This window comes from Denitratisoma sp., assembly GCA_032027165.1.
Taxonomy (GTDB): domain Bacteria; phylum Pseudomonadota; class Gammaproteobacteria; order Burkholderiales; family Rhodocyclaceae; genus Desulfobacillus.
On record JAVSMO010000001.1, the window covers coordinates 866,534 to 884,542 of the forward strand.

General features: G+C 68.4%; 15 protein-coding genes. 11 read left to right on the top strand and 4 right to left on the bottom strand.

The features are described from left to right. Positions 1 to 74 precede the first annotated feature (74 nt). The 4 genes from ROZ00_04175 to ROZ00_04190 all read left to right on the top strand — a co-directional run bounded on the left by ROZ00_04175 (position 75) and on the right by ROZ00_04190 (position 2,582). Positions 75 to 1,082 carry an integron integrase gene (locus ROZ00_04175; GenBank protein MDT3735406.1) on the top strand — a complete coding sequence of 336 codons (1,008 nt, stop codon included), beginning with the start codon at positions 75 to 77 and terminating at the stop codon, positions 1,080 to 1,082. An 82-nt stretch (positions 1,083 to 1,164) separates the two neighbouring features. Continuing rightward, positions 1,165 to 1,410: a type II toxin-antitoxin system prevent-host-death family antitoxin gene (locus ROZ00_04180; protein ID MDT3735407.1), complete on the top strand. Its 246-nt coding sequence runs from the start codon at positions 1,165 to 1,167 to the stop codon at positions 1,408 to 1,410. Beyond that, positions 1,400 to 1,684: a type II toxin-antitoxin system RelE/ParE family toxin gene (locus ROZ00_04185; protein MDT3735408.1), complete on the top strand. Its 285-nt coding sequence runs from the start codon at positions 1,400 to 1,402 to the stop codon at positions 1,682 to 1,684. Before ROZ00_04180 ends, ROZ00_04185 begins: the two co-directional genes overlap by 11 nt. Positions 1,685 to 1,724: 40 nt before the next feature. Next, a complete protein-coding gene (locus ROZ00_04190) occupies positions 1,725 to 2,582 on the top strand; it encodes a hypothetical protein (protein ID MDT3735409.1) in 858 nt (285 codons plus the stop codon). Between the two features lies 1 nt (position 2,583). On the opposite strand, the gene ROZ00_04195 is transcribed toward ROZ00_04190, so the two are convergent. Then, positions 2,584 to 4,980 (bottom strand): PAS domain S-box protein, encoded by a 2,397-nt coding sequence (locus tag ROZ00_04195; protein MDT3735410.1) that lies wholly within the window; start codon positions 4,978 to 4,980, stop codon positions 2,584 to 2,586. After that, on the bottom strand, positions 4,977 to 6,758 hold the full coding sequence (locus ROZ00_04200) for a PAS domain S-box protein (protein MDT3735411.1): 1,782 nt from the start codon (positions 6,756 to 6,758) through the stop codon (positions 4,977 to 4,979). Before ROZ00_04200 ends, ROZ00_04195 begins: the two co-directional genes overlap by 4 nt. 145 nt (positions 6,759 to 6,903) lie before the next feature. Here ROZ00_04200 and ROZ00_04205 point away from each other — a divergent pair, with 145 nt between their 5' ends. From ROZ00_04205 to moaE, 7 genes are read left to right on the top strand one after another with little or no spacing between them, the layout of a single operon-like run. Further along, positions 6,904 to 8,856 (top strand): ATP-dependent DNA helicase, encoded by a 1,953-nt coding sequence (locus ROZ00_04205; protein ID MDT3735412.1) that lies wholly within the window; start codon positions 6,904 to 6,906, stop codon positions 8,854 to 8,856. Next, entirely contained in the window at positions 8,843 to 10,888 is a 2,046-nt protein-coding gene (locus ROZ00_04210) for a cache domain-containing protein (protein ID MDT3735413.1), read from the top strand. Before ROZ00_04205 ends, ROZ00_04210 begins: the two co-directional genes overlap by 14 nt. Next, positions 10,888 to 12,180: a hypothetical protein gene (locus ROZ00_04215; GenBank protein ID MDT3735414.1), complete on the top strand. Its 1,293-nt coding sequence runs from the start codon at positions 10,888 to 10,890 to the stop codon at positions 12,178 to 12,180. Before ROZ00_04210 ends, ROZ00_04215 begins: the two co-directional genes overlap by 1 nt. Next, on the top strand, positions 12,177 to 12,674 hold the full coding sequence (gene mobB, locus ROZ00_04220) for a molybdopterin-guanine dinucleotide biosynthesis protein B (protein MDT3735415.1): 498 nt from the start codon (positions 12,177 to 12,179) through the stop codon (positions 12,672 to 12,674). Before ROZ00_04215 ends, mobB begins: the two co-directional genes overlap by 4 nt. Further along, positions 12,671 to 13,879 carry a molybdopterin molybdotransferase MoeA gene (locus ROZ00_04225; GenBank protein MDT3735416.1) on the top strand — a complete coding sequence of 403 codons (1,209 nt, stop codon included), beginning with the start codon at positions 12,671 to 12,673 and terminating at the stop codon, positions 13,877 to 13,879. Before mobB ends, ROZ00_04225 begins: the two co-directional genes overlap by 4 nt. A gap of 3 nt (positions 13,880 to 13,882) precedes the next feature. After that, positions 13,883 to 14,134, top strand: coding sequence for a molybdopterin converting factor subunit 1 (gene moaD, locus ROZ00_04230; GenBank protein ID MDT3735417.1), 252 nt, complete (start codon positions 13,883 to 13,885; stop codon positions 14,132 to 14,134). Between the two features lies 1 nt (position 14,135). Further along, the gene (gene moaE, locus ROZ00_04235; GenBank protein MDT3735418.1) at positions 14,136 to 14,588 is read left to right on the top strand and encodes a molybdopterin synthase catalytic subunit MoaE; all 453 of its coding nucleotides are present in this window, start codon (positions 14,136 to 14,138) and stop codon (positions 14,586 to 14,588) included. 33 nt (positions 14,589 to 14,621) lie between these two features. Here the strand turns inward: moaE and phaP are convergent, their stop codons facing one another. Together phaP and ROZ00_04245 are read right to left on the bottom strand one after the other, a co-directional pair. Continuing rightward, on the bottom strand, positions 14,622 to 15,134 hold the full coding sequence (gene phaP / locus ROZ00_04240; GenBank protein MDT3735419.1) for a TIGR01841 family phasin: 513 nt from the start codon (positions 15,132 to 15,134) through the stop codon (positions 14,622 to 14,624). 77 nt (positions 15,135 to 15,211) lie between these two features. Further along, positions 15,212 to 17,980: a PAS domain S-box protein gene (locus tag ROZ00_04245; GenBank protein ID MDT3735420.1), complete on the bottom strand. Its 2,769-nt coding sequence runs from the start codon at positions 17,978 to 17,980 to the stop codon at positions 15,212 to 15,214. Positions 17,981 to 18,009: the final 29 nt, after the last annotated feature.

The window sequence follows — 18,009 nt, forward strand, 5'->3', positions numbered from 1 at the left end:
ACAAGTACATTGGAATTGCTAGAATTCGTAACGCATGGATAATAATGAAAAAATAACATAACAAAGCTAACGAGATGTCCAATAAAACATTTTCAATAGAAAACACCGGATCGGTCTCTTCGCCACCCCGGTTGCTGTCCCAGGTGCGCGATCGGCTGCGCCTGAAGCATTACAGCCTGCGTACCGAAACGGCATATGTTGGATGGATTAAACGCTACATTCACTTCCATGGCAAGCGCCACCCGCGGGAATTGGGCAAGGCCGATGTCGAGGCGTTCCTCACCAGCCTGGCGGTGGAGCGCAACGTCAGCGCGGCTACGCAGGCCCAGGCGCTGTCGGCCCTGCTATTCCTCTACGGCGAGGTGCTGGGGATCGAACTGCCCTGGCTCGACGAGATCACGCGGGCAAAGAAGCCTGCGCGCCTGCCGACGGTGCTGACGCGGGAGGAGGCATCAGCCCTGCTGGAGCGGATCGGCGATGCTGAACTGCATTTGATCGCGAGCCTGCTCTACGGCAGCGGGATGCGCCTGCTGGAAGGGGTGCGCCTGCGGGTGAAGGACGTGGACCTGGCACGCAACGAAATCGTTGTCCGCGACGGCAAGGGTGGCAAGGACCGTGTCACCATGGTGCCGCTGCGGCTTATTGAGCCGCTGCGCGCGCAAATCGCCCGGGCCCGGCAGGTGCATGAATCGGACCTGGCGCGCGGCCGCGGCGAGGTCTGGCTGCCGCACGCCCTGGCGGAGAAGTATCCGAACGCGGCGCGCGCCATCGGGTGGCAGTATGTCTTTCCGGCCGCCGGATTCTCCGTCGATCCGCGTTCGGGCGCGGAGCGCCGCCATCACATCGACGAAAAGCGCGTGCAGCGGGCGGTGAAGGCGGCGGCGGAGAAGGCCGGCATCGTCAAGCCGGTCTCGCCGCACACCCTGCGCCATTCCTTCGCCACGCATCTGCTGGAAGGCGGCTACGACATCCGCACGGTGCAGGAACTGCTCGGCCATGCCGACGTGAGCACGACGATGATCTACACCCACGTGCTCAATAAAGGCGGCCGCGGCGTGACGAGCCCTCTCGACCGGGTTTGACGGGCCTCCCTGGCAAAGTCAGCTTGCGCAAGACGGCGATATGGGCTATTTTATGACCATTATTAAGACCTAATTAGAGCCCATGGAAAAAGTCTATGCGGACGCCTCGGTCAGCGTCACCGACCTAAAGAAGAACCCGACCGCCGTCATCGAGCAGGCGGAGGGGTTTCCGGTTGCCATTCTCAACCACAACAAGCCGGCGGCCTACCTGGTGCCGGCGGCATCGTTCGAGCTGTTGATGGACAAGCTTGAGGATGTCGAGTTGGCGGCGCTGGTGCGCAGCCGCCAGAAGGAGCGCAAGATTAAGGTCTCGCTCGATGACCTATAGCCTCGCCTTCCGCGAGTCGGCGCTGAAGGAGTGGAAGAAGCTCGATCCGCCGATCCGGGAACAGTTCAAGAAAAAGCTGGCCGAGCGCCTGGAGCGTCCGCGCGTCGAGTCGGCCCGCCTGTCGGGCATGCCGGATTGCTACAAGATCAAGCTGAAGAGCGCCGGCTATCGCCTCGTCTACCAGGTCGAGGACAGGACGGTGACGGTCGTGGTGGTTGCAGTCGGCCGACGCGAGAGAAATTTCGTCTACAAGATTGCTGTCAAGCGGGTCTGACCGTTCGGCCCGCGCAGAAACTCTATTGGCGGGAGGAATCATGCTAAAGATCGTATTTACGCTGGCCTGCCTGCTGGCGCTGCTTTCCGGTGCGGCCCATGCCCAGCAGCAGCTGGAGATCATCGACCTGAAGAGCCGCACGGCGGACCAGGTGCTGCCGCAGCTGCGGCCCTTCGTCGAGCCGGGCGGCACGCTCTCGGGCATGAACAACAAGATATTCATCCGCGCTTCCGAGGCCAATCGGCGCCAGATCAGGGAGCTGCTCGGCGCCATCGACCGGCCGCCGCGGCGGCTGGTGATCTCGGTGCGGCAGGACACGGACAGCACGGCCGTGGCGCGCGGCGGCGAGGTGTCGGGCCGGGTGGGTTCGGGCGATGTCCGCATCGAGAGCCGCCGCACCGTCATCGGCGGGTCGGGCGTGGAGGTGCGCCGAGGCGGCGACGCGGTGCGCGGCCAGGTCTACGATTCGCGCAGCGCGGGCGCCGAGCGCGTCGCGCAGCAGGTGCAGGTGGTGGAGGGCGGCAGGGCGTTCATCAACGTCGGCACCTCGGTACCGGTGCCGCTGCGCCAGGTGGTGCTGGGGCCGGGCGGGGCGGTGGTGTCGGAGTCGGTGGTGTACCGCGACCTCGGCACCGGCTTCAGCGCCGAGCCGCAGCTGGCCGGCGACAACGTCACGCTGACCATCAGCCCGACGCACGACACGCCGGGCGCCTACGGCCCGGGCAGCGCCAACGTGCAGCGCCTCACCACCACGGTGTCGGGGCGGCTGGGCGAGTGGATCGACCTCGGCGGCTCGGTCGAGGAGCGCGCGGGCGAATCCTCCGGCCTGACGCGCTATTCCTCGCGCGGCAGCAGCACGGGGCGGCGCGTGCAGCTGAAGGTGGAGGAGCTGCCCTGAGTCACTTGGGCAGCTCGTAGCCTTTCTCGCGGAACAGGCGCAGGCAGGCGGCGGCCACCTGCGGGTCGTAGAACCGGCCGCTGTTCTGCTCGATCTCTTCCAGCGCCTTGTCGATGCCGAGCGCCGGCCGGTAGGGCCGGTGCGAGGCCATCGACTCGACCACGTCGGCCACGGCGAGGATGCGCGCTTCGAGGATGATGGCTTCGCCCTTCAGGCGCTGCGGGTAGCCGCTGCCGTCGAGGCGCTCGTGGTGCTGCAGGATCACCTCGGGCAGCGGCCAGGGAAATTCCACGCCCTTCAGGATGTCGTAGCCGCTGCGGGCGTGGTTCTTGATGATCTCGTATTCCAGGTCGGTCAGCCGCCCCGGCTTGCTGAGGATTTCCGCCGGCACGCTGATCTTGCCGATGTCGTGCACGTAGCCGGTCATGCGCAGGCCGATGACGGTTTCCGCGGGCAAGTCCAGCTCCTCGCCGAGGGCGGCGGCGAGTTCGCCGACGCGGCGCTCGTGGCCGGAGGTGTAGGGGTCGCGCAGTTCGACCATGGCGGAGACCGCCTCGACGGTGGCCATCATGGCGTGCTCCAGCTTGCGCGTGTAGCGCTCGATCTCCTCCTGCGCCTTCCTGCGCTCGCCGATGTCCTGCGCCACGCCGAGGATCACCGGCTTGCTTTCGAGATGGGCGAGCGTGGCGCGCGCGCCGATGTCCACCGTGCCGCCGTCCTTGCGCAGGCCGGTGAGGTTGCGCTCGACCGATGCCACCTCGCCGGCGGCGACGGCGCGCAGCATCTCGGCGACGTTGGCCCGATCCGCCTCGGCGACCAGCGGCAGGATCTCCCTGCCGTCGAGCTCGCCCGGCGCATAGCCGAGAATCTCGCAGGCGCGCGGGTTGGCGAAGACGAAGCGCCCGCCGTCAAGCATGAAGATGGCGGCGATGTTCTGTTCGACGACGCTGCGGAACAGGATTTCCCGCTCCCGCACCGATTCCTCGGCCAGCCGCCGCAGCGCCTCCCGGTCGAAGTTCTCGAGGGCGAAGGAGACATCCTTGGCCATCTCCTCGAGCAGGGTACAGGTTTGCGCGTCGAAGACGCCCGCCTCGGCCGCATACAGGTTGAGCGCGCCGACGACGAAGTTGCGGCGCGTCAGCGGCAGCGCGGCCGAGGCGCGGATGCCGGCCTGCCGGGCCGCCTCGTGCCAGGGCGCGGTGGCCGGATCGGCGAGGAAGTCGTTGCAATAGTAGGGGCGTCCTTCGCGCAGGGCGATCGCCGAGGGGCCGCGGCCTTCCGGCAGGGCCGGATCGAGGCTGATGCCGATGCTGCTCAGATAATCGCCAAGGTTGCCGGCGCTTGCGTTGGGCGCCAGCCTGGCCGTGGCCTCGTCGATGAGGCCGATCCAGGCGCCGAGGTAGCCGCCGGTGTCCGCGCAGATATGGCAGATCCGCTCGAACAGTTCGTCGCGGCTGCCAATGCGGACGATGGCCTCGTTGGTCTGGCTGAGCACGGCGTAGGCCGTATACAGGCGGCGGATCTGCGCCGCCGCCGCGTGCTGGTCCTCCAGCAGGCTGAGCAGGGCGGCGCGCGCGCGCGCGTTCTCCTCGATGCGCCGCTGCAGCTCGGCTTCCAGGGCCTTGCGCGCGGTGATGTCGCGGATGACGGCGGTGAACTGCGTGCGGCCGCCCACCCCGGCCGCCGACAGCGCGATCTCGATCGGGAAGGGGTTGCCGTCCTTCCGGCGCCCTTCGATCTCGACGACCCGGCCCATGATGCGGGATTCGTGCGTTTCCAGGTAGCGCCGCATGCCGGTGCGGTGGGCGTCATGGTGCTTTGGGGGGATCAGCAGGGTGACCGGTTGGCCGAGGGCCTCGGCGGCGGCGTAGCCGAAGACGGTTTCCGCGCCGCGGCTGAAGTAGCGGATGATCCCGTCGTCGTCGGCGGCGACGATGGCGTCGGCCGCGGAGTCGGCCATGGCGCGGAAGCGTGCCTCGCTCTCGCGCAGGGCGGCTTCGGCCCTTTGCCGCTCGCGCCGCTCGCCGGCATCGGCGAGCTCGCGCACCACCGCCGGGGCGAGGCGCGACAGATTGCTCTTCATGATGAAGTCGTCGGCGCCCCGGCGCATCAGCTCGACGGCGGCCTCCTCCTTGATGGCGCCGGAGACGACGATGAAGGGAATGTCGCGCCCGCTCTCCTGCAGGAGGGACAGCGCGGCGCCGGCATCGAAATCGGGCAGGCGGTAGTCGGACAGCACGACGTCCCAGTGCTGCCTTTCCAGCGCGGCGGCCATCGCCCCGGCCGTTTCGACGCGCTCATGCAGGACTTCGTGGCCGGCCTGTTGCAGATGCCGCACCAGCAGGCGGGCGTCGTCGGCGGAGTCTTCGACGATCAGGACGGAGAGGGGCGCGTTCATGTCGGAGCGGCCTTGGAGGGATGCGCCTCGCTGGGCGGCGCGGCGTCCTGCGGCTGTCCGTAGCGGGGCGGTTCGCCGAGCCGCTGCCGCAATGCGTTTACTTCGGCCTTGAGTTCGCCGATGCGGTCCTCGCGGTCGAGGGTGACCTCGTACCAGCGGCGCAGCTCGTCGAGCTGCCTGCGCACGGTTTCCTCGGCGCGCCGGCGCTCGCCGATGTCGCGGATGAAGCTCTGGCGGAAGCGCTGCCCGCCGATCTCGACGACGCGCGAGCTGATTTCCACCGGGAACGGGCTGCCGTCCTTGCGCCGGTGCACGGTCTCGAACTGGATGCCGCCCGGCCTGTCGGCGGCGTTGAACTGGCGGTCGAGGGAATCGAGCGAGTCCGGGTCGCGCAGGTCGCGGATTTGGAGCGTGCGGATTTCCTCTGCCGTGTAGCCGTAGGCGGCGAGCGCCGCCTCGTTCGCCTCGACGATCCGGCCCGCCGGGTCGGCGAGCAGGATGATGTCGCGCGCCTGCTGGAACAGCGCCTCGAAGCGGAGGGCCAGCGCCGTCCGCTCCGCCTGCGCCTGCCGCTCGCTGGCGGCATGGACGGCCTGGCGGTTGCGCCAGAGCAGGACGACGAACAGGGCGGAGATGCCGATCGCGAGCAGGACCATGGCGAATATCTGGCCGGCCTGCCGGCGCAGCGGCCGCAGCACCTCCTCGGTGTCGGTCTTGGCCACGATGTGCCAGGGCGTGCCGGGCACGCTTTCGAAGGCGGCAATGACCTCGATGCCGCGGAAGTCCCGGCCCTCGAAGATGCCTTTTCCGTCCTTCCGGTCCCTGGGCGACGACAAGGCCGTATCGGCGAGCGGAACGCGCTGCTCCGTCGGGCGCGCGCCCGAGCGGCGCGGCGGCGTGATGAAGACGACGTGGTCGCCTTCCACCCGTAGCAGCAATGCTTCCGAGGAATCGCTCGGAATCGGCCAGGACTGCGCCATCGAAAACAGCAGGGCGAGCGGATCGGCGCTGAGGACCAGCACGCCCGCGGCTTCCGGCAGCGGCAGCAGGAAGTCGATGCGGTAGGTCCGGCCGGCGGCATCGACGGGATGCACGTCGTGGAGGCGGAAGCCGCCGTCGGCGGCGGTGTGCGCGATCGCCTGCCTGAGCGCGGTTTCGGGTTCGCGGGCCTCGCCGGCCTGCAGCAGGGGGCGGCCGTCCGCGGCGTAGAGGCCGATCGCCGTCCACTCGCCGGCTTCGAGCAGGGCATCGAAATGCAGGCGGACGTGGCGGTCTGCGTCCGGCGCGTTGTCGGTCGCGAGCCGCCGCGCGGCCTCGAGGAGGTCCGGGTCGCGCCGCAGGATTTCCGCCTGCTGGTGACCCCGGTCGACCCAGCGCCGGATCTGGACGGCCTTGAGCTCGGCGATGGCGGCTTGCTGGCTATGCTGCTGCTTCTTGAAGGCGGTGGCCTGGTGGCGATAGGCGAGGGTGCCGGTGCCGGCGATGAGCGCGACGAGCAGCAGGAAAGTCAGTCCCAGCAGCACGGCGCCGTGGGTGTCCGGCGCGGCCGCGGCGGCCGGTGCCGGCGTGCGCATGAGCACGTACATCACCAGCGCCGTCACGGTCACGAAGCCGAGCCCCTTCCAGGACTGGACGAGGAAGTGCGTTTCGTGATCCTGGACGAGCGTGGCGGTCAGCGCGTCGGAAACCAATATCCACAGCACGGCTGTCGCCAGATAGCCCAGCGAGATCCTGGCTGGGCGGGAAAGCTGCCATTTTTTCTTTTTGTCCGGTTGCATGAGCGCATACCCCCGCGGAACTCGGTGTTCCAATGAATTTATCATAGCATCCAACCGGACCAAGCCCGCAGCCGGACACCTTCGATTCGCACCGGATGGCCCCATTGGCCGTGCTACCATTCTGCGCATCGTCCCTGCACCGTAAATGCCCGAACTTTCCACCGTTTTTGCCGCCGACGGCGCGCTCGCCCGCGCCATTCCCGGCTTTCGCCTGCGCCCGCAGCAGGTCGAGATGGCGGAGCGCATCGCCGCCGCCATCCAGTCGCACGGCGTGCTGGTGGCGGAAGCCGGCACCGGCACCGGCAAGACCTTCGCCTACCTGGTGCCGGCGCTGCTGGCCGGCGGCAAGGTGATCGTGTCGACCGGCACCAAGACCCTGCAGGACCAGCTCTTCCAGCGCGACCTGCCGACGGTGCGCGACGCGCTGAAGGCGCCGGCCACCCTCGCGCTGCTCAAGGGCCGCGCCAACTACGTCTGCCACTACCACCTCGAGCGTGCCCGCACGGAGGGGCGCTTCCTCTCGCGCGAGGAGGCCGGCCACATCCTCGCCATCGCCCGCTTCGCCAAGACCAGCACGACCGGCGACAAGGCCGAATGCGCCGCCGTGCCGGAGGATTCCGGCGCCTGGGCTCAGGCGACTTCGACGCGCGACAACTGCCTCGGCCAGGAATGCCCGAACGCCAAGGAGTGCTTCGTCATGGCGGCGCGGCGCGAGGCGCAGGCGGCCGACGTGGTGGTGGTGAACCATCATCTCTTCTTTGCCGACGTGATGCTGCGCGACACCGGCGTCGCCGAGCTGCTGCCGGCCTGCAACACCGTGATCTTCGACGAGGCGCACCAGCTGCCGGAGACGGCCAGCCTGTTCTTCGGCGAGAGCGTGTCGACGGCGCAGCTCGTCGAGCTGGCGCGCGACGCGCGCCTGGAGGGTCTCGCCGCGGCGAAGGATTTCCTCGACCTGCCGGAGGGCGCCCGCCTGCTGGAGAAGGCGGCGCGCGACCTGCGCCTGGCGGTGCCCGGCGAGAACGCGCGCTTCGCCGCGGCGCAGCTGCCGCCGGCCTTCCTCGAGGCGCTCGACAGGACGGCCACCGAACTGGCGCATTTCGGCGCGCTGCTGGAGACGCAGGCGGAACGCTCGGAGGGGCTGGAGCACTGTTGGCGCCGCGCACAGGAACTGCAAGTCGTGCTCAAGCGCTGGCGCGACGTCGAGGAGCCGGGCCTGGTCAGGTGGGCCGAGGTGTTCAGCCAGTCGCTGGCGCTCAACGCCACGCCGCTGGTCATCGCCGACGTCTTCAAAAAGCAGATGGAAGGCCACCCGCGCGCCTGGATATTCACCTCGGCGACACTGGCGGTGGAGAGCGACTTCTCGCACTACTGCAACGAACTCGGCCTGAATGGCGGAGAGAATCCCGCCGACACCGGCTGCTGGGGAAGCCCCTTCGACTACCCGAACCAGGCGCTGCTCTACGCGCCGCAGGCCATGCCCGACCCGAACAGCCGCGAGTACAACGAGGCGGTGGTCGACGCGGCCTGGCCGCTGATCCATGCCAGCCGCGGCCGCGCCTTCGTGCTGTGCACCAGCCTGCGCGCCATGCGGCGCATCCACGAGCTGCTGAAAGACCGTTTCGCGAACGAGGGCTTCGACCACCCGCTGCTGCTGCAGGGCGAGGGGAGCAAGAGCGATTTGCTGGCGCGCTTCCGCCGCCTCGGCAACGCCGTGCTGGTGGCGAGCCAGAGCTTCTGGGAGGGCGTGGACGTGCGCGGCGAGGCGCTGCAGCTCGTCGTCATCGACAAGCTGCCCTTCGCGCCGCCCGACGATCCGGTGCTGGCGGCGCGCATCGAGCACATGAAGCGGGAGGGCCGCAACGCCTTCATGGAATACCAGTTGCCGCGCGCCGTGATCAGCGTCAAGCAGGGCGCCGGCCGCCTGATCCGCGACGAGAGCGACCGCGGCGTGCTGATGATCTGCGACCCGCGGCTCATCACGAAGCCCTACGGCAAGCGCGTCTGGCGCTCCCTGCCGCCGATGCGGCGCACGCGAGAGGAGGACGAGGCGGTGGCGTTTTTCGACACGGCGGAGGCGGGCGATGCGCTGGCCTGACTTCCTCGGCTCGGTCCGCGCCAAGCTGGTGCTGATCGTCCTGCTGCCGCCCCTGGTGATGGTGCCGGGGCTGGCCGGCCTGCTTTTCTACTGGGGCGATGCCGCCTACGACAAGCTGCTGGTGTCGCGCGTCAGCGCGGAGCTGATCACCGCCCACCAGTATCTCGACCGGGTGCTCGACACCAACCGGCGCGCCGTCGCCGGCTTCGCCGATTCGGCGCGGCTGGCGCGCGCCATGGAAAACGGCGGCCTGCGCGAGCTGCTGCAGCAGGCCGCCGCCAGCGAGCGCTTCGACTTCGTGCGCCTGCTCGACGCCGAGGGCCGCATCATTGCCGCCAGCGGCGACACGCCCGCCGGCCGCTGGCAGGACTGGCCGGTGGTGCGCGAAGCCCTCGACGGCCGCAAGAGCGTGGCCATCGACATCTTCAACGCCGCGCAGCTCGCCGAGATTTCGCCGGAACTGGCCCAGCGGGCCCGCGTGCCGCTGGTGCCGACGCCGAACGCCGCGCCCGACCCGCGCAGCGAGGAAACCCAGGGCATGCTGATCCATGCCGCCGCGCCGGTATGGAACGCCCAGGGCAGCCTCGCCGGCGTGGTGGTGGCCGGCGTCATGCTCAACCACAACCTCGACTTCGTCGACACCATCAACGACATCGTCTATCCGGAGGGCTCGCTGCCGCTCGGCAGCAAGGGCACCGCCACGCTGTTCCTCGGCGACGTGCGCATCGCCACCAACGTGCGCCTGTTCGGCGGCGACCGCGGAGAATCCGGAACGCGGGCGTTGGGCACCCGCGTCTCGCAAAGGGTGCGCGACGCCGTGCTGGGCGAGGGGCGCACCTGGCTCGACTCGGCCTTCGTGGTGAACGACTGGTACGTCTCCGGCTACGAGCCGGTGCTCGACGGCGCGGGCAGGCGCGTCGGCATGCTCTACGTCGGCTACCTCGAGACGCCCTTCGCCCGGGTCAAGCACACCATCTTCGCCACGCTGATCGGCCTCTTCGCCGCCGTCATGGCGGCCAGCAGCGCGCTGCTGCTGTGGCGGGCGCGTCGCGTCTTCAAGCCGCTGGAGACCATGGACGCGACGATGGCGGCGGTGGAGGCGGGCGACGTCACGGCGCGCGTCGGCGCCGTGCCCGGCCGCGACGAGATCGCGCGCCTGGCAGAGCACTTCGACCGGCTGCTCGACACCCTGCACGAGCGCAATGCCGAGCTGTCGCGCCTGAACACCGAACTCGACTTCAAGGTGATCGAGCGCACGCGCGAGCTGGCCCTCGCCCTGGAGGAGCTGCGCGCCGCGCAGAAGCAGCTGGTGCGCTCGGAGAAGCTCGCCGCCATCGGCCAGCTCACCGCCGGCGTGGCGCACGAGATCAACAACCCGATCGCCGTGATGCAGGGCAACCTCGACCTGCTGCGCGAGGAACTGGGCGAGGCCGCCGCGCCGGCGCGGAACGAGCTCAGGCTGCTCGACGAGCAGATCCACCGCGTCCGCGTCATCGTCACCAAGCTGCTGCAGTTCGCCCGCCCCGACGAATTCGCCGGCTACGTGGAGACGGTGGACGTCAACGCCGTGGTGGCCGACTGCCTGGTGCTGGTGCGGCACGAACTGAAGAAGGGCGACATCGCGGTGGTGCAGGAACTGCGCGCCACGCAGCCGGTGCGCCTCAACCGCAACGAGCTGCAGCAGGTGCTGATCAACCTCGCCGTCAACGCCATCCACGCCATGGCGGCCGGCGGGCGCCTGGCCTTCGTCACGGAGAACTGGGAGGGCAAGGGCGTGCGCATCGGCGTGCGCGATACCGGCGCGGGCATTCCGCCGGAGAACCTGGCGCGGGTGTTCGATCCCTTCTTCACGACCAAGAAGACCCAGGGCACCGGTCTCGGACTTTCCATCTCGCTGGCCTTGATCGAGCGCTACGGCGGCACCATATCGGTAGACAGCCGCCTGGGCGAGGGCACCGAATTCAGCGTCTTCCTGCTCGCCGAACCGGTGTTCCGCGAACAGGAAGGCCTAGATACGATTGTGAGTACCTGATGAGCTCGAAATGCATCCGCCTGGCGGAAACCCTCAACCGCGACTGCCAGTGCGTCAGCGTGGACCGCGACAGGCTGCGCCGCGCCCTGGCGCAGGGCGAGGCCGGCGCCGACATGATCCGCCTGATCGAGGAGGAGCGGCCGCACCTCTTCGCCCAGACGACCGTTTTCCTCGGCCAGGCCAGCGTCGAGCGCATGGCCGAGGTCGTCGCGGCGGTGGAGCGCGTGGCGGCGCTGCCGGCCTGGGCCGAGCGCGTGCTGGCCTGGGCGCCGGAGACGGCGCGGCACGAGACCGCCGCAGCCGGCGTCTTCATGGGCTACGACTTCCATCTGGGGGAGGACGGCCCGCAGCTCATCGAGATCAACACCAATGCCGGCGGCGGCCTGCTGAATGCCGCCCTCTCGCAGGCGCAGTTCGCCTGCTGCGAGGAGGTGGCCGCCATGCTGCCCGGGGTGCATCCGGCGCCGACGCTGGAGCAGGACTACGTCGACATGTTCCGCGAGGAGTGGCGCGCCGAGCGGGGCGGGGCGCTGCTGCGCCGCATCGCCATCGTCGATGAGAAGCCGCAGGAGCAATATCTTTACCCGGAATTCCTGCTCTTCAGGAAGCTCTTCGAGCGCCATGGCATCGCGGCGGTCGTCTGCGATCCGGCGGATCTGGCATTTGCGGACGGCGCGCTGCGGCTCGGCGGCGAGCGCATCGACCTGGTCTACAATCGGCTGACGGATTTCGGCCTGGAGACGCCGGCCAGCGCCGCGCTGCGGCAGGCCTGGCTGGCGGGGGCGGTGGTGCTGACGCCGCATCCGCGCGCCCATGCCCTCTACGCCGACAAGCGCAACCTGACGCTGCTGACCGACGAGGCGGTGCTCGCCGAACTGGGCGTCGACGAGGCGACGCGCGCCGTGCTGCTGGGCGGCATCCCGCGCACGCGCCGCGTGCGGCGCGAGGAGGCCGAGGACCTGTGGGCGCGCCGCAAGCAGCTGTTCTTCAAGCCGGCCGCCGGCTTCGGCGGGCGGGCGGCCTACCGCGGCGACAAGCTGACCAAGCGGGTGTTCGAGGAGATCCTCGAGGGCGATTATGTCGTGCAGGCGCTGGTGCCGCCCTCGGCGCGGCGCGTCGGCACGGACGCCGAGCAGGTCGAACTGAAGATCGACCTGCGCAACTATACGTATCGGGGGCGGGTGCAGCTGGTGACGGCGCGCCTGTACCAGGGGCAGACGACGAATTTCCGCACGCCGGGCGGCGGCTTCGCGCCGGTGCTGACGGTGCCGAGGATTGAAGGGGCTTCATGAAGGTTTTTGGGTTCGCCGGCTATTCCGGCTCGGGCAAGACGACGCTGATCGAGCAGCTCATCCCGCGCTTCGTCGCGCGCGGGTTGAAGGTCTCGCTCATCAAGCATGCCCACCACGGCTTCGACATCGACCAGCCGGGCAAGGATTCGTACCGCCACCGCGAGGCCGGCTGCTCGGAGGTGCTGCTCACCTCGAACCAGCGCTGGGTGCTGATGCACGAGCTTCGCGGCGAGCGGGAACCGACGCTGGAAGAGCAGATCAAACTGCTGTCGCCCTGCGACCTGGCCCTGGTGGAAGGCTACAAGACCAACGACCTGATTCCGAAACTGGAGGTGTACCGGCCCTCGGTCGGCAAGCCGCCGATCCATACCGAGCACCCGAACATCGTCGCCGTGGCGAGCGATGCGAAAATCGATACGACGCTGCCGGTGCTGGACATCAACGACCCGGACGCCATCGCGCAGTTCATCGTGCAATTGCTGGAGTTGAAATGAGCCTCCTGTCCTTCGACGAAGCCCTGGATAAGCTCCTCGCCGCCGCCCGCCCGGTGACGGAGATCGAGGCGGTGGATACCGTCGCCGCCGCCGGCCGCACGCTGGCGCGTGCGCAGGCGAGCGGCATCGTCGTGCCGCCGCTCGACAACTCGGCGATGGACGGCTATGCCGTGCGTCTTGCCGACATCGCCGCTTCGGGCGTTCGATTGCCGGTGGCGCAGCGCATCCCCGCCGGCAGCGTCGGCACGCCGCTCCAGCCCGGCACGGCGGCGCGCATCTTCACCGGCGCGCCGGTGCCGGAGGGCGCCGATGCGGTGGTGATGCAGGAGTTGTGCGAGCATGCCGGCGAGGGCGTCGTGCAGGTGAACCATGTGCCGCGCCCCGGCGAGAACATCCGCCGCGCCGGCGAGGACATTCAAAACGGCGCCGAAATCCTCGCCGCCGGCACGCGGCTGGCGCCGCAGGACATCGGCCTGGCCGCCTCGGTGGGGCTGGCGACGCTGCCGGTGTTCCGGCGGCTGCGCGTGGCGGTGTTCTTCACCGGCGACGAGCTGTCGATGCCGGGCGAGACGCTCAAGCCGGGCGGCATCTACAACTCGAACCGCTACACCCTGCGCGGGCTGCTTGCCGCGCTCGGCTGCGAGGTGCGCGACCTCGGCATCGTGCGCGATACGCTGGAGGCGACGCGCGCCGCGCTGCGCGAGGCGGCGGCGGAGAGCGATGTCATCATCACCAGCGGCGGCGTCTCCGTCGGCGAGGAAGACCACGTCAAGGCGGCGGTGCAGGCGGAAGGCGCCCTCGACCTGTGGAAGATCGCGATAAAACCCGGGAAACCGCTCGCATTCGGCAAAGTCAGTCGCCGCGACACGGCGTTCATCGGCCTGCCGGGCAATCCGGTGTCCACCTTCGTCACCTTTTTGATGCTGGTGCGGCCCTTCCTGCTCGCCTGCCAGGGCGCGCGCGTCACGGCGCCGCACGGCCTGATGATGCGCGCCGACTTCGACTGGCCGAAGCCGGACCGGCGGCGCGAGTTCCTGCGCGTGCGCATCAACAATGATGGCGGACTCGACCTGTTCCCCAACCAGAGCTCGGGCGTGCTGACCTCCTGCGCCTGGGCCGACGGCGTGGTGGACAATCCGCCGGCGCAGGCCGTGCAACGCGGCGAGCTGGTGCGCTTTCTGCCGTTTTCCGAGTTGTTATACTGAATCATGCTTAAAGTTCTCTATTTCGCCGGGCTGCGCGAGGCGCTCGGCCAGTCCTCCGAGCAATTGGCCTTGCCGGCCGGGGTCGGCAATGTCGGCCAGCTGCATGCCCATCTCGTTGCGCGCGGCGGCGCCTGGGAGGCGCTGGGGAAGACGAAAAACCTGCGCATCGCGGTGAACCAGCGGATGGCGGCGATGGATGCATCGATCCGCGATGGCGACGAGGTGGCCTTTTTCCCGCCGGTGACGGGTGGCTAGCGTGAAGATCAGCGTGCAGACCGAAGACTTCGATTTCGGCGCCGAGTGTGCCGCGATGACGCGCGGCCGCACGGACATCGGCGCCGTGGCGAGCTTCGTCGGCCTGGTGCGCGATTCGAACGACGGCGCCGGCATCTCGCGGATGACACTGGAGCACTATCCCGGCATGACCGAGAAGTCGCTGGAGGAGATCGTCGAACAGGCGCGCGGCCGCTGGGATGTCATGGACGCCACGGTGATCCACCGCGTGGGGGAACTGAAGCCGGGCGACAATATCGTGCTGGTGGTCGTCGCCAGCGCGCACCGCGGCGACGCCTTCGCCGCCTGCGAGTTCATCATGGACTACCTGAAGACCCGCGCGCCGTTCTGGAAGAAGGAGGAAACCCCGGAGGGCGGGCGCTGGGTCGACGCGCGCGAGTCGGACGACGTCGCGGCGGAGAAGTGGGAAACGTGAGGGACGGAACGTCCGTCCCTCACGGTTGAAGCATCACTGGACTTTTACGCTCTTGCCCTTGCCCGTGCCGGGCATGGTGAAGGCGGCGGCCGAGGCCTTGGCGATCTGGTCGAAGGCGTCCTTGGCGGTGCCGAAGGCCTTCTGCATGGTGGCGAAGGCGTCCTCGCCGCCGCCGGGCAGGCCGCTCACCGACATCATCTTCTTGAAGTTGTCCATCATTTCCTGGCTGGTGCCGGCCATCTGCTGGCCCAGCATGCGGTTGAACGCACTCTGCGCCTCGGAGGTGATGTCGGCCATTTCGCGCATGGCCTCCATCATCTTCTGCGAGGTTTCCTGGGCGAAGCGGGTGCGCAGGGCCAGCGCATCCTGCGGATCCTTCGCCTCGGTCAGCGCCCGGGCGTTTTTCACGCTCTCTTCGAAGAGTGCGCGCGCCGTCTCAACCTGAAGCTCCATGATGCGCCTGGAGTTCTCCAGCGACATCTGCGTCAGCTTCATGGCGGCATCGAGGTTTTTCCGGTGCATTTCCGCGAACTGTTCGTTGCTCATGTGTTTCCCTCCTGGATGGATGTCGAAACCCGCCGGGATATGATGCGCCGATTATGCGGGCTTGAAAAGCCGGGACCTTAGCCGAGGGTGAAGAGGAAGGCGGCGCCCTGGCCCGGCGCGCTCTCGGCGCGGATGCTGCCGCCATGGCGGCGGATGACGCGGTGGACGATGGCCAGGCCGATGCCGGTGCCCTCGAAATCCTTGGGGTCGTGCAGGCGCTGGAAGGGCTGGAACAGCTTGTCGGCGTAGGCCATGTCGATGCCGGCGCCATTGTCGCGGATGAAGTATTCCCCGGTGGCCTCCCGGCGGCCGAATTCGATCTGTGGGTCGGCAGTGTGCGCAGTGAATTTCCAGGCGTTACGCAGGAGGTTGTTCAGCGCCACCTTGAGCAGGACGGGGTCGCCCGCGACGCTCAGCCCCGGCTGGATGGCCCAGGCCACCTGGCGCGACGGATGCGCCTCGGCCAGTTCCTGCGCCAGTTCGGCGACGACCTGGCTGAGGTCCACCCGGTGGGGCCGCAGTTCCTGCCGGCTGACCTGGGCCAGGTCGAGCAGGTTGTCGATGAGCGTGCCCATCTTCTGGGTCGCCCGGCGGATGCGCTGGAGGTGGTCGCGGCCGGCCTCGCCGATGGCCTCGCCGTAGTCCTCGGCGATGACGTGGCTGAAACCGTCGATGGCGCGCAGCGGCGCGCGCAGGTCGTGGGAGACGGAGTAGCTGAAGGATTCCAGTTCGCGGTTGGAGTTTTCCAGCTCCGCCGTGCGCTCGCGCACGCGCCGCTCGAGGTCGGCATTCAGCTGTCGGATCTCGTCCTCGGCGCGCTTGCGCTCCGAGATGTCGGTGAACACGCCGATGTAGTGCGTCGGCCTGCCCTGGCTGTCCGTCACCACCGAGATGCTGAGGATTTCGGCATAGATCTCGCCGTTCTTGCGCTTGTTCCAGATCTCGCCGCTCCAGTAGCCCCTGTAGTCGATCGAATCCCACATCGTCTTGTAGAAGGCCGCGTCCTGGCGGCCGGACTGGAGCAGGCGCGGGTTTTTGCCGATCACCTCCTCCTGCGCGTAGCCGGTGATCGCGGTGAAGGCCGGATTGACCGAGATGATGTTGCGGTGCAGGTCGGTGATGGTGACGCCTTCGCGCGAACTTTCGAAGACGGTGGCGGCCAGGCGCATTTGCAGTTCGGCCTGCTTCTTCTCGGTGATGTCGTGGGCCGTGCCGACGGCGGCGAGGGCCTTGCCGTCCTTGTCGAACTCCAGTTCGGCCAGTTCGCGGACCCAGCGCGTTTCGCCATGGGCGACGATGCGGTGCTCGAAGTCGTAAGGGGCGCCGCCAAGAGCGGCCATCCAGGCCCGGTTTACCGCCTCGCGGTCGTCGGGGTGCACGCGCGAGAGGAACAGCTCGTAGGTGAGCGGAGTGCCGGGCACGACGTCGAAGATGCGATAGGCCTCGTCGGACCAGGCCAGCCGGTTGTCGTGCAGGTCCAGCGACCAACTGCCGATATGGGTGATCTCCTGCGCCTTGCGCAGCTGCGCTTCGCTTTCGCGCAGGACGGCTTCCAGCCGCCGCCGCTCGGTGAGATCCACGAAGACGACGACGGCGCGGTCGTCGAAGCGCGTCAGGTAGCAGTCGAAGGTGCGTTCCTCCCCGTTCTTGCAGCGGATGGCGGCCTCGAACGGCGGCATCGTCCCGCCGCAGTCCTTCGCCCGCTCGTAGTGCGCCTGCCAGTCCCGGCGGACGCTGCGGCGGTATTCGGTATCCGGGTAGGCGAGACGGTACCAGTGGCCGACGTCGGGCAGGTCGGCGCTCTCGTAGCCGGTGAGCTCGCTGAAGCGCCGGTTGAGGAAAATGACGTTATGGCCTGCGCCCTGGGCGATCATCATCGGCAGGGGGGATTCGACGATCAGCCTTTGCAGGTCGGCCTTGGCCGAGGCCAGCTGATCCTGGCGGCGGCGGCCGAGCCAGCCCAGATAGAAAATTGCCGCTGCTGCTGCAGCGAACATCAGGATACGGTTGAGCAGGTTGCCTCGCCATGCCGCCAGAACCTCGTCGTAGTCGCGCGAAACGAAGACGATCAGGCCGGGATTGACATCGAGGCGGCGCAGGACCGAGGCGCGTTCGATGCCCGTGAACTTGACGGGGTTGAGGTGGCGGGTCGTGCGTGATCCCGCTGCGAGGTGCGCCTCGAAGGCGAGGCCTCCCTTGAGATTCTTACCGGTCAGTTCGGGCTGCGGCACGTCGTAGAGGATATCCCCGTCGGTGTTCACCAGCAGGGCATGGCCGCTGCCCTCGGGGCGGACGGTTTCCAGCACCGCCTTGAAGAATTCGGGGTCGATCGATGCGCCGACGATGCCGGCGAAGCCCCCTTCCGCATCGAATAGCGCGCGCGAGATGGCGACCACGTATTGGTTCTGGGCCGAAAGATAGGGTCGGGAGACGAATAGCCCGCCCGGCTTCGGGGCGTCGCGGTGATGGGCGAAGTATTCGCGGCCGGAGGCGTCGAATCCGGCGTACTTCGGGTCCGAAATCGCCACGATCCGGCCATTCCGGTCGCTGACGAAGACGACGCGCATTTCGGGAAAACGGCTGGCCCGGTCGGCCAGGATGCCGTTCAGCGCGGCGGTGTTCTTCGAGGATGGGGGATGCAGGAGGTTGGCGATTTCCTGGAGGCTCAGGTCTACCGCGCGCAGCGCGCCGGAGAGCTGCGCGTCGGCGATGCGGGCATGGGAATCGAGGTAACGGTACTCCTGCTCGAGGTTGCGACGATAGCTTTGCCAGGCGTCCCATGAAAGCGTGGCGGCAAGCACCGCCACCGCAAGGATCGGCAGCGCCCAGCCGCGCAGCGTTGCCATGAAGCCCTCCCCCGACCGAGCCGAATCGG

Bases quoted from the DNA above. Each gene is read 5' to 3' on its own strand.
- ROZ00_04215 (MDT3735414.1), top strand. From the start codon at position 10,888: ATGAGCTCGAAATGCATCCGCCTGGCGGAAACCCTCAACCGCGACTGC.
- ROZ00_04195 (MDT3735410.1), bottom strand. From the start codon at position 4,980: ATGAACGCGCCCCTCTCCGTCCTGATCGTCGAAGACTCCGCCGACGAC.
- ROZ00_04180 (MDT3735407.1), top strand. From the start codon at position 1,165: ATGGAAAAAGTCTATGCGGACGCCTCGGTCAGCGTCACCGACCTAAAG.
- ROZ00_04200 (MDT3735411.1), bottom strand. From the start codon at position 6,758: ATGCAACCGGACAAAAAGAAAAAATGGCAGCTTTCCCGCCCAGCCAGG.
- ROZ00_04210 (MDT3735413.1), top strand. From the start codon at position 8,843: ATGCGCTGGCCTGACTTCCTCGGCTCGGTCCGCGCCAAGCTGGTGCTG.
- mobB (MDT3735415.1), top strand. From the start codon at position 12,177: ATGAAGGTTTTTGGGTTCGCCGGCTATTCCGGCTCGGGCAAGACGACG.
- ROZ00_04185 (MDT3735408.1), top strand. From the start codon at position 1,400: ATGACCTATAGCCTCGCCTTCCGCGAGTCGGCGCTGAAGGAGTGGAAG.
- ROZ00_04190 (MDT3735409.1), top strand. From the start codon at position 1,725: ATGCTAAAGATCGTATTTACGCTGGCCTGCCTGCTGGCGCTGCTTTCC.
- ROZ00_04225 (MDT3735416.1), top strand. From the start codon at position 12,671: ATGAGCCTCCTGTCCTTCGACGAAGCCCTGGATAAGCTCCTCGCCGCC.
- phaP (MDT3735419.1), bottom strand. From the start codon at position 15,134: ATGAGCAACGAACAGTTCGCGGAAATGCACCGGAAAAACCTCGATGCC.
- ROZ00_04245 (MDT3735420.1), bottom strand. From the start codon at position 17,980: ATGGCAACGCTGCGCGGCTGGGCGCTGCCGATCCTTGCGGTGGCGGTG.
- ROZ00_04175 (MDT3735406.1), top strand. From the start codon at position 75: ATGTCCAATAAAACATTTTCAATAGAAAACACCGGATCGGTCTCTTCG.
- moaD (MDT3735417.1), top strand. From the start codon at position 13,883: ATGCTTAAAGTTCTCTATTTCGCCGGGCTGCGCGAGGCGCTCGGCCAG.
- ROZ00_04205 (MDT3735412.1), top strand. From the start codon at position 6,904: ATGCCCGAACTTTCCACCGTTTTTGCCGCCGACGGCGCGCTCGCCCGC.